At 73.6% G+C, this 12,452-nt stretch carries 15 protein-coding genes; 10 read left to right on the plus strand and 5 right to left on the minus strand.

Translation table 11 applies throughout. The features are described 5' to 3' along the window. Positions 1 to 23: 23 nt before the first annotated feature. The gene (locus tag BIV01_RS15800) at positions 24 to 620 is read right to left on the minus strand and encodes a nitroreductase family protein (protein ID WP_070417061.1); all 597 of its coding nucleotides are present in this window, start codon (positions 618 to 620) and stop codon (positions 24 to 26) included. A gap of 73 nt (positions 621 to 693) precedes the next feature. On the opposite strand from BIV01_RS15800, the gene BIV01_RS15805 reads away from it, so the two are divergent. Then, positions 694 to 1,617, plus strand: coding sequence for an AEC family transporter (locus BIV01_RS15805; protein ID WP_071294426.1), 924 nt, complete (start codon positions 694 to 696; stop codon positions 1,615 to 1,617). A 62-nt stretch (positions 1,618 to 1,679) separates the two neighbouring features. Continuing rightward, positions 1,680 to 2,087: an aldehyde dehydrogenase gene (locus BIV01_RS15810; RefSeq protein WP_071294427.1), complete on the plus strand. Its 408-nt coding sequence runs from the start codon at positions 1,680 to 1,682 to the stop codon at positions 2,085 to 2,087. Between the two features lie 4 nt (positions 2,088 to 2,091). Here the strand turns inward: BIV01_RS15810 and BIV01_RS15815 are convergent, their stop codons facing one another. Continuing rightward, positions 2,092 to 2,349: a hypothetical protein gene (locus BIV01_RS15815; protein WP_071303455.1), complete on the minus strand. Its 258-nt coding sequence runs from the start codon at positions 2,347 to 2,349 to the stop codon at positions 2,092 to 2,094. Positions 2,350 to 2,445: 96 nt separating this feature from the next. Further along, positions 2,446 to 3,282 carry an exodeoxyribonuclease III gene (locus BIV01_RS15820; RefSeq protein ID WP_071303456.1) on the minus strand — a complete coding sequence of 279 codons (837 nt, stop codon included), beginning with the start codon at positions 3,280 to 3,282 and terminating at the stop codon, positions 2,446 to 2,448. 143 nt (positions 3,283 to 3,425) lie between these two features. Between BIV01_RS15820 and BIV01_RS15825 the strand changes: the two genes are divergently transcribed. The 6 genes from BIV01_RS15825 to BIV01_RS15850 are packed head-to-tail and all read left to right on the plus strand — an operon-like array spanning position 3,426 to position 6,461. Further along, positions 3,426 to 3,872, plus strand: coding sequence for an Asp23/Gls24 family envelope stress response protein (locus BIV01_RS15825; protein WP_070419251.1), 447 nt, complete (start codon positions 3,426 to 3,428; stop codon positions 3,870 to 3,872). Further along, on the plus strand, positions 3,869 to 4,060 hold the full coding sequence (locus BIV01_RS15830; protein WP_070417057.1) for a hypothetical protein: 192 nt from the start codon (positions 3,869 to 3,871) through the stop codon (positions 4,058 to 4,060). Before BIV01_RS15825 ends, BIV01_RS15830 begins: the two co-directional genes overlap by 4 nt. Continuing rightward, positions 4,057 to 4,425 (plus strand): hypothetical protein, encoded by a 369-nt coding sequence (locus BIV01_RS15835; protein WP_070417056.1) that lies wholly within the window; start codon positions 4,057 to 4,059, stop codon positions 4,423 to 4,425. The genes BIV01_RS15830 and BIV01_RS15835 overlap by 4 nt, the downstream gene beginning before the upstream one ends. Next, the gene (locus BIV01_RS15840) at positions 4,422 to 5,030 is read left to right on the plus strand and encodes a hypothetical protein (protein ID WP_071303457.1); all 609 of its coding nucleotides are present in this window, start codon (positions 4,422 to 4,424) and stop codon (positions 5,028 to 5,030) included. The genes BIV01_RS15835 and BIV01_RS15840 overlap by 4 nt, the downstream gene beginning before the upstream one ends. Next, positions 5,027 to 5,620, plus strand: coding sequence for a hypothetical protein (locus BIV01_RS15845; RefSeq protein WP_071303458.1), 594 nt, complete (start codon positions 5,027 to 5,029; stop codon positions 5,618 to 5,620). Before BIV01_RS15840 ends, BIV01_RS15845 begins: the two co-directional genes overlap by 4 nt. A gap of 7 nt (positions 5,621 to 5,627) precedes the next feature. Beyond that, entirely contained in the window at positions 5,628 to 6,461 is an 834-nt protein-coding gene (locus BIV01_RS15850; RefSeq protein ID WP_071303459.1) for an aminoglycoside 3'-phosphotransferase, read from the plus strand. On the opposite strand, the gene BIV01_RS15855 is transcribed toward BIV01_RS15850, so the two are convergent. Both BIV01_RS15855 and BIV01_RS15860 read right to left on the minus strand, forming a co-directional pair. Next, the gene (locus tag BIV01_RS15855; protein WP_083414085.1) at positions 6,458 to 7,795 is read right to left on the minus strand and encodes a M23 family metallopeptidase; all 1,338 of its coding nucleotides are present in this window, start codon (positions 7,793 to 7,795) and stop codon (positions 6,458 to 6,460) included. The genes BIV01_RS15850 and BIV01_RS15855 overlap by 4 nt on opposite strands. 77 nt (positions 7,796 to 7,872) lie before the next feature. After that, positions 7,873 to 9,540, minus strand: a complete 1,668-nt coding sequence (locus BIV01_RS15860; protein WP_071303461.1) for a hypothetical protein — start codon at positions 9,538 to 9,540, stop codon at positions 7,873 to 7,875. A gap of 87 nt (positions 9,541 to 9,627) precedes the next feature. Here BIV01_RS15860 and pyrE point away from each other — a divergent pair, with 87 nt between their 5' ends. Then, positions 9,628 to 10,179 carry an orotate phosphoribosyltransferase gene (gene pyrE, locus BIV01_RS15865; RefSeq protein ID WP_022905654.1) on the plus strand — a complete coding sequence of 184 codons (552 nt, stop codon included), beginning with the start codon at positions 9,628 to 9,630 and terminating at the stop codon, positions 10,177 to 10,179. Next, entirely contained in the window at positions 10,176 to 12,386 is a 2,211-nt protein-coding gene (locus tag BIV01_RS15870; RefSeq protein WP_071303462.1) for a septum formation family protein, read from the plus strand. The genes pyrE and BIV01_RS15870 overlap by 4 nt, the downstream gene beginning before the upstream one ends. Positions 12,387 to 12,452: the final 66 nt, after the last annotated feature.

Genomic DNA, 12,452 nt, shown 5'->3' on the forward strand with positions numbered 1-12,452 from the left:
CGGCCGCGTGCGGTGGTGCAGGACTACTCCTTGACGAGGACGACCTCGTCGAGGGGGAGACGGGTCCGCGGGGCGACCTCGCGCTCGGCGGCCTTGTCGTCGAGCTGCGACGGGTCCGCCACGGTGCCGATCGCGGTGACCGTGTAGGGCAGGAACCGCTCCGGCAGGTCGAACGCGGCACGGAGACCCTCGGCGTCGATGCCCGCCATCTGGTGCACGTGCAGGCCCTCGGCGTGCGCCTGGACGGTCAGGGCCGCGAGGGACTGGCCGAGGTCGTACTGGGCGAAGGGACGCTCGTCGCCGTCCTCGGTCACGGTCTCGAGCACGCCGACGACCAGGGCGCTGGCGCGGAAGGCCCAGGCGGCGTTGAAGCCGAGCAGGTTCTCGTTGATCTTCCGGAACGTCTCGGTGCCACGGCGGCCGGCGATGAAGCGGCGCGGCTGGAAGTTCATGGCCGACGGGGCCCAGCGAGCGGCTTCGAGGACCGCGTCGTACGCCGCGTCGTCGATCGTCGCGGTCTCGTCGTAGGAACGGGGGCTCCACCGCTCCTCGAGCAGGGGGACGAGGGGCTGGCTGGAGTCGGTCGAACGCGTGAGCGTGCTGGAGTTCGTCGAGGTCATGGTGGGCACAACGGTATTCGATGCGTTCGCATTTCCGGCCTGAGCAACGTCACATGGTGCAAGGATGGAGCCGATGGGTGGCGTGTTGACCGGGTTCGCGATCATCGGCGCGATCATCGCCGCCGGGTACGTCGTCGGACGCATCGGACTGCTCGGCCAGCACGCCCAGTTCGTGATGAGCCGGCTCGCGTTCTTCGTGCTCATGCCCTGCCTGCTCTTCCACACGATCGCCACGGCGGACATCCACGTCCTGCTGTCGCCGATGCTGTGGGTGTCCCTGCTCAGCGCGGTCGTGGTGGCCATCGGTGCCGGCGTGGTCTTCCGGGTCGTCCTGCGCCGGCCGCTCGCGACCACGACGGTCGGGGCGCTCGCCGCGAGCTACGTCAACGCGAACAACATCGGGCTGCCGGTCGCCGTGTACGTCCTCGGGCAGGCCACGGCGGTCGTGCCGGTCATCCTGCTGCAGCTCATCGTGCTCGCGCCGATCGCGCTGACGATCCTGGACACCGCGACCTCGGCGGGCGGGAGCTGGTGGCGCCGGGTCTCGGGGCCGTTCCGGAACCCGATCATCATCGCCTCGCTCGTGGGCCTGGTCTTCTCGGCGACGGGCATCGACCTGCCGACGCCCGTGCTCGAGCCGTTCTCGCTCGTCGGGGCGGCCGCCGTGCCCGTGGTCCTGCTGTCGTTCGGGATGAGCCTGCACGGTGCGACCCCGCTCCGCGACCCGGCGATCCGGACGGACGTCATCGTGGCGTCGGCGATCAAGCTCGTCGTGATGCCGGCCGTGGCGTTCGTGTTCGCCCGGTTCGTGTTCGGGCTGGGGGACCAGGACGTCTTCGTGCTCACGACCCTCGGGGCGCTGCCGGCAGCGCAGAACGTGTTCAACTACGCGCAGCGGTACGGGGCGGCGGTGCCGGTCGCGCGGGACGTGGTGCTCATCTCGACGATCGGTTCCGTGCCGGTGCTGGTCGCGGTCGCCGCGCTCCTGCACCCGTAGCCGCGTGACGCATCGGGGCGGCGCGTACCGTGGGCGCCACCGAACGGAAGAGGAGGTCCCCGATGGACACCATGGCGATGATGAAGACCATGTCCACGAGCGAGATGCCCGTGGCGATGGACGCTGAGCTCATGCAGGACACGATGATGGCGATGAACGCCGCGTCGATGGCCGCGACGATGTGCTCCGCGAGCGACATGCAGATGGGTGCCGACATGGCCACGTGTGCCGCGATGTGCTCGAACACGGCGATGATGGCCGACACCGGCATGCGGATGATGATGCGTCCGATGGGCATGGACGCCGACAGCATGCGCGCGATGCTCACGGCCTGCGTCGCGATGGGCACGGCGTGTGCCGCCGAGTGCCGCAGCCACGCGGACATGGACGAGTCGTGCCGCTACTGCGCGATGGCGTGCGACGAGATGGTCGCGAAGTGCGAGGCGATGATGGCCTCGATGACCGCCTGACGCGTCACGCGGTGCGCGCGGTGGTCTTCCGACCGCCGGCGATGAGGATCTCCGCGGCCGGGTGGTGGGCGACCGGGTCGCCGACCGACACGAGCGTGTCGGCGTCCGCCACCCGCAGCTGCGTCACGCCGCCGTCGAGGAACGCGACCACCACGTCGGCGGGGCGTGTCTCGACGACGATGCCGTCCCTCCAGGCGCGGGGCGTGGCGTCGGCCATGACGCGCTGGATCGGAAGGATCGTCGACGGGGTCGTGCGGGACACGGCTTCACCTGCTCTCGAAGGGGTTCGGTGCAGGCAACGTACGTCGCTGGGTCCGCCCCGCTCAACGAGGGCGGACGCGGGGAGTAACAGAAGGCGTCAGAAGATCATCGGCCGGTCGTCGTCGAGCGAGGTCTCGAGGTCGAGGTCGACTGACACCGGGACGTGGTCGCTCGGCGCGTCACCCTTCCGCTCGTCGCGGTGGATGCGGGCGTCCGTCACGACGTCCGAGAACGCCTGCGACCCCATGATGAAGTCGATGCGCATGCCCTCGTTGCGGGGGAAGCGCAGGGACTTGTAGTCCCAGTAGGTGTAGCCGTCCGGCACGATCGGGCGGACGACGTCCTGCAGGCCCCGCGCCTCGAAGTCCCGGAAGGCCGCGCGCTCGGGCTCGGTGACGTGCGTGTGCCCCTCGAAGACCGAGACGTCCCACACGTCGGAGTCGAGCGGCGCCACGTTCCAGTCGCCCATCAGCGCGAGCGGCTGCTCGGGGTGCGCGGTGAGCCACTCCGAGGTGCGGTCGGCCAACTGCCCGAGCCAGTCGAGCTTGTACGTGTAGTGCGGGTCGCCGACCTCGCGCCCGTTCGGCACGTAGAGGCTCCACAGGCGGACGCCGTCGACCGTGACGCCGAGGGCGCGGGCCTCCACCGGGAGGTCGGGGCCCTCGTGCCCCTTGAGGAACCCGGGCTGGCCGGGGAAGTCGCGGGTGACGTCCTCGAGCGGGAGTCGGCTGGCGAAGGCCACCCCGTTCCACTGGTTGAGGCCGTGCGCCTCGACCTGGTACCCGGCGGCCTCGAACGCCTCGACCGGGAACTGCTCCGGCTTGCACTTGATCTCCTGCATGCCGAGGACGTCGACGTCCTCGCGCACCAGCCAGTCGACGATCCGACCCACTCGGGTGCGGACGGAGTTCACGTTCCAGGTCGCCACGCGCATGGGTCCGAACCTACCGTGCGCCGGCGCGGCGGGGCTCCGTGCGCCGGCCCGGCGGGGCTCCGCGCGCCGGGCCGTGCTCCCGGGCGGAGCACGGCACGATGGTGTTCGCTGGACACCAGGACGAGACTGCATCGGAGGCACTCATGGCATCGACGACGAACCGCGTCGACGGGACCGCGACGACCGGCACCACGACGACGCAGGTCACCACCAAGGGCCGGACGATCATCGACGACACGGTCGTCGCGAAGGTCGCCGGCATCGCCGCCCGGGACGTCCCCGGCGTCTTCGCGCTCGGCGGCAACGCGGCCCGGGCGTTCGGCGCGATCCGTGACGCGATCGGCTCGAGCGCGCTCGGCCAGGGCGTCCGCGTCGAGGTCGGCGAGACGCAGGTCGCGGTCGACCTGACGATCGTCGTGGACTACCCGACGCCGATGATGGACGTCGCCACCGCGGTGCGCGCGGCCGTCACGACCGCGGTCACCGAGCTCGTCGGGCTCGAGGTCACCGAGGTCAACATCGCCATCAACGACGTGAACATCCCCGCCCTCAACGGTGTCGCCGACGACGCCGAGGGCCGCGTCCGGTGAACGCCACCGTCGTCGGCATGGGCGTCGGCGCACTGCTCGCGATCGTCGCCGTGACGCTCGGGGCCTGGGCGTTCGTCGTGGTGGCCGTCTGCATGCTCGTGGGCGGGATCGTCGCCCGCATCGTCACCGGCGACGTCGACGTGCGCCGACTCCTCGACGTGCTGCGCGGACGCCGGAGCTCGTCGTGAGCACGCCCGCCGTCGCCGGTCCCGGCAGCGGCGGACGGGTCCCCGGCTCCGACCGGATCGGTTCGGCAGCCCTCGTGCACACCGCGCAGGCGGTCGCTGCGGAAGCGCTCCGGGTGTCGTTCCAGGAGGCGCGTGCCCGGGTCGCCGACGACGGCCGCGGTGGGCTGGCGGTCGAGATCACCGCACCGCTCGCCGTCCCCGCGCTGGGGAGCCACGCGGTCCCCGACGAACCCGTCACCACCTCGGCGCACCGCGCCCGCGGCACGATCGCCGAGCGGCTCCGCACCATCACCGGCCGACAGGTCGAACGGGTGACCGTGACGTTCTCGTCGTCCGTCGTCGACACCCCGAGGAGGGTCCGGTGACCGAGCGTTCCCTGCCGCCCGGCCCGACCCACGACCGGGTGTACCGCCGGATCGTCCGCCGCGAGACGAACGCCTCGCGGTCGGGAGCGGTCGTCGTCGCGATGCTCGTCACCCTCGTGCTCGCCGCGGCCGCCGTGTTCGCCGCCGTACTCGTGTTCCTCGACCAGCGCGCGCTCGGTGTCGACCCCCGCGCGGTCGTGGACGCCGCCGCCCGGGCGCCCCGCGGGCTCGACGCGACCGTCGTGGTCGGCATCGCGGCGATCGTCGCGCTGGTCGGTCTCGTGTTCCTCGCGCAGGGCCTCCTGCCGCAGCGTCGCCCCCGGCACGCGATGTCGTCGTCGCGGCTCGCCGTGGTCGTCGACGACGAGGTGCTCGCGTCGGCCGCCGCGCGGGCCGCACGGTCGGCCACCCGGCTCGGTCCGGACGCGGCCGTCGGCACCGTCGGCCGTCGGACGGTCGACGTCGTGCTCCGCCCGCCCGCGGGGGCCGACGTGCCCGCGGTCGCCGCGACCGACGCCGTGACCAGGGAGTTCGCCGCGATCGACGCGCCGCCCGGCATCACCGCGCGGGTCCGCGTGCAGCCGACCGGACGGGTGGACGGATGAACGCGACGAACCGCGTCGTCGGACGGACGGCGCTCGTGCTGGTCGGACTCGCGCTGCTCGTGCTCGGCGTCGGGGCGATCCTCGTCCAGACGCTGCCGTGGGCGGCCACGGCGTGGCACGAGCGTGCCGGCGTGCTCGACCCCCTGGGCGCGGATGCCCCGCGCGAGACCTCGGTGACGGCGTGGACCTGGGTCCTCGGCGGCGCGGTGGTGCTCGGGGTCCTGGCGATCGTGGTGCTGTCGACGCTCGGTGGCGGTCGGGTCGGCACCGTGGTCGAGGACGACGGGTCCGCCGGCGGGGTGGCCGGTTCGGTCCGGATCGACGCCGCTGCGGTGCAGCACGCGCTGTCGTCGGCGATCGGTGCCATGCCGCAGGTGGGCTCGCTCGCGGTCGACGTGTTCCGGGTCCGGGGCAGCCGGGCGATCCGGATCCGCGTCCGACCCCGTCGCGGAGCCTCGCCGCGCGACATCACGACCGGCGTGGAGGACATCGTCGCCGACCTGGACGCCCTGCTCGGGGACCGTCTGCCGGTCCTGCTCGAGATCGCCCGGGGTGGCGCGGGCTCCGGCCGCACGGACCGGGTGCACTGAGGTCTGCATGCCGCGCTCGATCGACGGACTGTCCCGTGCGCGGGGTACCGTCGCGGTGCCCGCGGTCGTCCGTGGCATCGCACGGGGTCGTCCGGTGCAGGCCGTGTGGGTCAACGAGATCGGTGGCCGGACGTTCCGCATCGGTGCGGACGGCCTGGCCGAGGAGTACGTCAAGGTGCTCCCGCACGCCTACGCGCCGTGGATCGTCGGCGAGGCCGCACGCCTGACCTGGGCCTCCCGGTACGCGCGCGTCCCGGAACTCCTCGACCACGGGGTCGACGACGAGGGGGCCTGGCTCCGCACCCGCGCGCTGCCGGGGTGGAGCGCGGTCGACCCTCGGTGGCACGACGAACCGCGCACGGCCGTGATCGCGGCCGGCGAGGGACTGCGGGCGCTGCACGACACCCTGCCCGTGCTCGACTGCCCGTTCGAGTGGTCCACCGTGCAGCGGGCCGGACGGGCTCGCGCTGCCGGCGCCGACCCCGAGGCGCTCGGTCCGGAGCCGCCCGTGGACCGCGTGGTGGTGTGCCACGGCGACCCGTGCACGCCGAACACCCTGATCGGCGCGGACGGCCGGTTCGCCGGGCACGTCGACCTCGACGCCCTCGGCATCGCCGACCGCTGGGCGGACCTGGGCGTGGCGACGATGGCGCTCGGGTGGAACTACGGCCCCGGGTGGGACGGACTCTTCCACGAGGCGTACGGGCTGCCCGTCGACGAGGAGCGGACGGCCTGGTACCGGGCGCTGTGGAACCTGGACGACGACGGCATCGAGACCGCGTCCGGCACGGAGACCGCCCACGGGACGAGCGCCGGACCGGATGCCCGACGGGACGGCTAGAAGGCCACGCCCCGCGCCTGCATGAACGGCACCGGGTCGACGGTGGCGCCGTTCACGTGGACCTCGAAGTGCGTGTGGCAGCCGGTCGAGTTGCCGGTGGAGCCGACGAGCGCGATCAGCTGCCCGGCCGACACCTGCTGGCCGGGGCTCACCCGGAACCCGCCGTTCACGATGTGCCCGTAGGCCGTCTGGACCCCGCCGCCGTGGCTGATCCGCACGTAGTTGCCGTACCCGCCGTACCAGCCGGCGTAGTCGACCGTGCCGGCGGCCGCCGCGACGATGGGCGTCGAGCACCCGCTCGCGAGGTCGGCGCCGTCGTGCTTGATGACGGTGCCGTAGATCGGGTGCACGCGGTACCCGTAGGGGCTGATCACGTACCCGCTGGCCGGACGGACCCACCCGGTCCCCGAGCCGGACCCCGGCGAACCGCTGGAACCCGAGCCGCTGCTGCCGGTACCGCCACCCCCGCCGCCGCTGCCGGCGTTGGCCGCGTTCGCGGCGTTCTGGGCGGCGATGGCCCGGAGGTACGCCTCGCGCGCGGCCTTCTCCTCCGCCGCCTTGCGCACGGCCTCGCCCTTGGCGAACTCGGCCTCGGTCCGGACCCGGCCGGAGGTCAGCGTCGCGAGCTGGGCGTCGAGCCGTGCCTTGTTGGTCTGCTGTTCGTCGTAGGCGGCCTGCACCTTGTCCGCCGCGGCCTGGGAGGCCTGCATGCGGCGCTCGGCCTCGGCAGCGAGGTCGTCGAGCGCCTCGGACGCACGGTCGGCCTGGGCGGTGAGGGACCGGGCGACGGCGGCGTCGGCGGTGGCTGCGGCCTCGACGCGTTCGGCCTGCTCGGAGAGCTTGCTGAGCGCACCGAGGTTGTAGAGGAGGTCGCTGGCGTCCTGGCCGCCGGAGATCACGGACGCGGTTACGTCGGCGCCCCCGGACCGGGCCATCTGGGCGGCGAACTGGCCCGCCTGGGCGGCGCTCTGCTCGGCGACCTCGGCGTGGTCGTCAGCGTCGGCGCGGAGCCGCTGTTCCTTCTCGGCGGCGTCCTGCGCCTTGCTCTGCGCATCGAAGAACTCGGTGCCGAGGCGCTCGGCCTCGGCCTCGGCCGCCTTCACCTTGCTCGACAGCCCGGAGATGATGCCGCGGATCTCGGTGATCTGGTCCTGCTTGTCGGACTCCTGCCCGCGCGCGGCCATGACCTCGTCCCACGAGGGGTAGGTCGCCGCGCTCGCCACCGGCGCGTCGAACACCACCGTGCCGACGAGGCCCGCGAGCGCGAGGCCGGTGGCGGCGAGACGGAGTCGGACGGCGGCACGGGGACGGGAGTGGCTGGTGGGACGAGTCACGGGCACGAGCCTATACATCCGTTCAGGCACGATCGGCCGTCGCCGCGCGGCTGTGGACAACTTCGCAGGGCGGTCGTTCAGAAGCCGCGTTCCCGCCGGACGGCATCGGCACTGTCGACGACGTCCCGCTGCAGGACGGCGGCGCCCGACGTCCCGGCGTAGTCGTACACGTCGAACCCGGTGCAGTGCGTGATCGTCGCGGGCGGGCCGAGGGAGTCCTCGACGGCGGTCGTCCAGACGTCGCCGGACCCGATCACCACGAAGGTCGGCGCGGCGTCGCGGTAGGCCCCCAGGTCGACGAGCCAGGGGTAGGTCGCGAACGTGTCCCGCACCTGCAACAGCTGCACGTTCGTGGACGCGTACGTGGCGAGCGGGCGGACCGTCCAGAACTGCCCGACCCCGACGACGTCCCGCCCGTCGGCCCAGCGGTCGAGGCAGGCCGCCGGGTCGTAGCGGGCCTGTGCGACCGCGCGGGCGGTGCTCGGTGCGGTGGCGATCCCGGCGAGCAGCACCCCGGCGGCCGCCAGGGCGAGCACGGCCCGGATGCCGCGTCGCGGCCGGTGCACCTGGGTCCGGCGGACGGCGGTGCGGGCGAGCTCGGCGACCGCGACCAGGGCGAGCAGCGGTGCCGTCACGATCGGCTCGAGGTACCGCGGGGTCTCCGAACCCGCGACGACGACCCCGACCGACACCGCCACGACGGTGACGAGTGGGAGCGCTGCGGCGACGAGGACGGTCCGCGAGGTCCGGACCCGCCACGCCCAGACGGTGCCGCCGACCGACAGGAGCACCCCCACGAGCAGCAGGAGCAGCCCCGCGTCGCCCGCCGCCGACCCCGCGCGGTCGTCGGTGAGCGCGGCGAAGAACCCGAGCGTCTCGCCGGCCCGCGACGGCTGGACGTAGGTCGACGGGTCGAGGGACACGAACGGCCGCAGCGGGATCCGCAGCAGGTACCCGACGACGGACCCGAGGGTGAGCGTCGCGGCGAGCAGCCCGACCGGACGCCACGGGAGCCGGCGGGCGAGTGCCAGGAGCACGAGGGTCACGACGACCGGGGCGGCCGACCACGGGACGTACAGCGGGTTCGACGCCGTCGTGCACGCGGCGACGAGGCCGAGCACGACGAGGACCGTGACGGACGCCCGCCCGAGCCGCACCGCACGGAGCACGAGCACCGCGGTGCCGAGCATCGCCAGCACCGCGCCGTAGTAGTACGTCGTCGTGAGGAGCAGGGACGCGAGCTCCAACGAGGTCGCGGTGGCCGACGACTCGGTGAGCACCAGGAGCGTCACGAACCCGAGGGCGACCGCGGACACCGCGATCCGGGCCGACCGCCGGGCCGCCGGCATGAGCTCGTTCGCCGCGGCCCGGACGAGCGCGTACACGGCGAGCAGCACGAGGACGCCGTTCAGCGCGAGCGCCTGCTGCGGCGTGGCAGTCACGACGGAGCAGAGGAGGTAGACCGGCAGCTCCGGGAAGAAGAACAGCGCCGGGGACATCGCCCACTCGAACGGCTGCCCGAGCTGCATCGACCGTTCGACGAGCGGCAGCAGCACCGAGTCCCCGTCGTACCAGAGCAGGGCGACCCTGGAGGTCGCGACGACGTGGCGCAGGGCGATGACGGCCAGGGCCAGCGCGACCAGGGCGCCCAGCGCCTCCTGGCCGACCGCGAGCCGTCGCGCGCGCCACCGCGAGCCGCCTGTCGGACGCACGACCTCGCTGACCGGGCGCGCGTCGGAGGACATGACCGGAGCGTACCGAGCGTGGCTCGCAGCGCACCCCACCCACACGGGGCAGCGCGCTGCGGGGACGACCGGCTACCCTTGTGGGCTGTGACCGACGCGCGCGACCAGCTCATCCAGTTCATCACGGACGAAGCGGTGTTCCACGGAGACTTCACCCTCACCAGCGGGAAGAAGGCGACGTACTACATCGACCTCCGCAAGGTGAGCCTGGACCACCGTGTCGCCCCGCTCATCGGTCAGGTGATGACCGACCTCATCGGCCAGGTGCCGGACGTCGCCGCCGTGGGCGGACTGACCATGGGCGCCGACCCCATCGCGAGCGCCGTGCTGCACCAGGCCGCCGCCCGCGGACTCGCCTACGACGCGTTCGTCGTGCGCAAGGAGCCGAAGGACCACGGCCGCGGCAAGCAGGTCGAGGGGCCGGACCTCGCCGGCAAGCGCGTGATCGTGCTCGAGGACACCTCGACGACGGGCGGCTCGCCGCTCAAGGCCGCCGAGGCACTCGAGCGCGAGGGCGCGATCATCGCCGCCGTGGCCGTCGTCGTCGACCGCGACACCGGCGCGAAGGAGAAGATCGAGGCTGCCGGGTACCCGTACTTCGCGGCGATCGGGCTGGCTGATCTGGGGCTGAGCGCGTGACCGAGGAGCGTCCGGACGACGCGCACGAGCCCGACCAGACCGCCGGTCCCGCAGACGGGGACGACGGACTGGAGGCACGGCGCGACTCCGCCCCGGACGCTCCGTTCCACGGTCTCCGCAGTGCCGCCGACATCTTCGGTGCGCCGCGGGGCGCGGACGACTGGCCCTCGCGCCGTGAGCGGCGCGAGGCGGAGAAGACCGCGCGCGAGACCGGCGCACCCCTGCCGGACCCGTTCGAGCCGGTGGTGTCCGACGAGCCCGTGACCCCCGCGTCGCCCGCGTCGCCCGCGTCGCCCGCATCGTCCGCGTCGTCCGCGTCGTCCGCGTCGTCCGCCGAGGACGACTCCACGCAGGCGATCTCGATGCCCGAGCAGCTCGAGGCACCGTCCGAGAACCCCCAGGCCGACGCCGAGGCCGAGCGGGCCACCCTCTCCGACCGGATCCCCGCAGCGGCCCCGGTCCCGCCGTCGTCGACCGCACCGCACCCGTCGTCGATCAGCCTGCCGACCGCCCAGTCCCACCGCGACCAGCGTGCGGCCGAGAACCGTGCGATCGACGAGGAGCGGCGCCGCACCGACCCGTTCGGCGCCGGACGCGAGGACGTCGACTGGCTCGGTCGGGCCACGGGCACGCAGCCGGCCGACGCGCCCGCTGCCCCCGCTGCGCCCGCGTTCCCCGTCGTGCCGCAGCCGGTCGGTGTGGAGAACGTCCTGCCGGCCACCGACGAACCGCCGAGCTTCACGGAGCTGCTCCGCATCGCCGACGGCGAGGGCGAGGGCACCGGCGGGCAGGAGCGCCCGTTCGACTGGGCGATCCGCGACGACGAGGCCGGCGAGGTGCCGGCGACCCTGACCACGAACGCGTTCGACACGACGGCGCTGGCCGGTGGCTCGTGGAGCCTGGCGGACGACTCGGACGACTCGGACGACCCGGACGACGACGTCGTCGCGGGTGCGCTGCCGACCCCGGTCGGCGGGACGCCCGTCGTCGAGCCGACCGCGGCGGTGGAGCCCGGGCACCTCGACGACGCGACGGAGGCGCCGGAGGACGAGCCGCGCCTCCAGTCCGACGAACCGACCACGGCGCTGCCCGTCGCCGGCGGCCCGTGGTGGGCCGAGCCGGACGGCACCGTGCCGCCCACGGCTGCCCCACCGCTGGTCGAACCGGCCGCGTCCGAGGCGGAGCCGAGCGCGTACCCCGCGCACCTGCCTCCGGCGGTCGGGCAGGACCTCGACGCCGTGATGGGCATCCGCGGTCACGAGCCGGAGCCGCAGCGCGACGAGCCGGCACCGCTCCCGGCCGCCGCGCCGGACGACCTCGACCAGTCCGAGTGGGACGGTCGCGAGACCAGCGACACGAGTGCGATCAAGGACCTCTTCGGGACCGAGGCGGTCGGGCAGCTCGGTGGGACCGGGTACGACCCGCACGACACCGGAACGCGCATGATGCCGGCCGTCGGTGCCACGCCGGCGCACGCACCCGCGCCCGAGCGCACGCCCGTGCCACCCGTGGCGCCGGTGCCGTCGGCCTCCGCGGGCGGTGGCGACCGCGACAACTTCATCAACGAGGGCTTCGCGAAGCTCCGGAACGAGGGACAGCGCGGCAAGCGGCTGCTCATCTGGGGCTCGGTCGCGCTCATCGTCGTGCTGCTCGTCGCCGTGTTCGCGCTGACGCGGTGGATCCTCGGCAACTCGATCGAGGAGCGCACGCCGGCGCCGACCTCGACGTCAGCGGCCTCGGCGGCGGCGACCCCGAAGGAGACGCCGTCCGCCGCGGCGTCGCAGCCCTCGTCGGCATCGACCTCGCTCGAGACGCTGCAGTTCGCGACGACGCCGGCGGCCCCGGGCGAGCACGCGTGGACCGACCTCGCCGGCGGGGAGTGCCTGTCGCCGTTCACGAACGCGTGGGCCCAGACCTACACGGTCGTCGACTGCCAGACCCCGCACGTCGCCCAGCTCACCGCGCGGCTGCCCGTCTCGGCGAACCAGTGGCCCGGGCCGGACGCGCTCGCGGCCCAGGCGGCCGAGCAGTGCCAGACCTCGGCGGCGTTGAACGCCTCGGCCGCGGCGGCGTACGGCGACGTGCAGGTGCAGGGGTCCTACGCGCCCGACCAGGCGACGTGGGACCAGGGGGACACGTTCATCTCGTGCTTCGTCACCCGGTCGTCGGGCGAAACCATGACGGGGTCGGTCGCGCCGAGCGCGTGAGGGGTCGGGCCGGGCGGACCCGGAACGACATCACCGAGGTCGTACGACGTCGATGATGTCGTCCCG

It is taken from the genome of Curtobacterium sp. MCBA15_013 (genome assembly GCF_001865095.1).
GTDB lineage: Bacteria > Actinomycetota > Actinomycetes > Actinomycetales > Microbacteriaceae > Curtobacterium.

Coding starts and splice junctions, on each gene's coding strand:
- BIV01_RS15800 (WP_070417061.1), bottom strand. CDS start 620: ATGACCTCGACGAACTCCAGCACGCTCACGCGTTCGACCGACTCCAGC.
- BIV01_RS15805 (WP_071294426.1), top strand. CDS start 694: ATGGGTGGCGTGTTGACCGGGTTCGCGATCATCGGCGCGATCATCGCC.
- BIV01_RS15810 (WP_071294427.1), top strand. CDS start 1,680: ATGGACACCATGGCGATGATGAAGACCATGTCCACGAGCGAGATGCCC.
- BIV01_RS15820 (WP_071303456.1), bottom strand. CDS start 3,282: ATGCGCGTGGCGACCTGGAACGTGAACTCCGTCCGCACCCGAGTGGGT.
- BIV01_RS15825 (WP_070419251.1), top strand. CDS start 3,426: ATGGCATCGACGACGAACCGCGTCGACGGGACCGCGACGACCGGCACC.
- BIV01_RS15845 (WP_071303458.1), top strand. CDS start 5,027: ATGAACGCGACGAACCGCGTCGTCGGACGGACGGCGCTCGTGCTGGTC.
- BIV01_RS15850 (WP_071303459.1), top strand. CDS start 5,628: ATGCCGCGCTCGATCGACGGACTGTCCCGTGCGCGGGGTACCGTCGCG.
- BIV01_RS15860 (WP_071303461.1), bottom strand. CDS start 9,540: ATGTCCTCCGACGCGCGCCCGGTCAGCGAGGTCGTGCGTCCGACAGGC.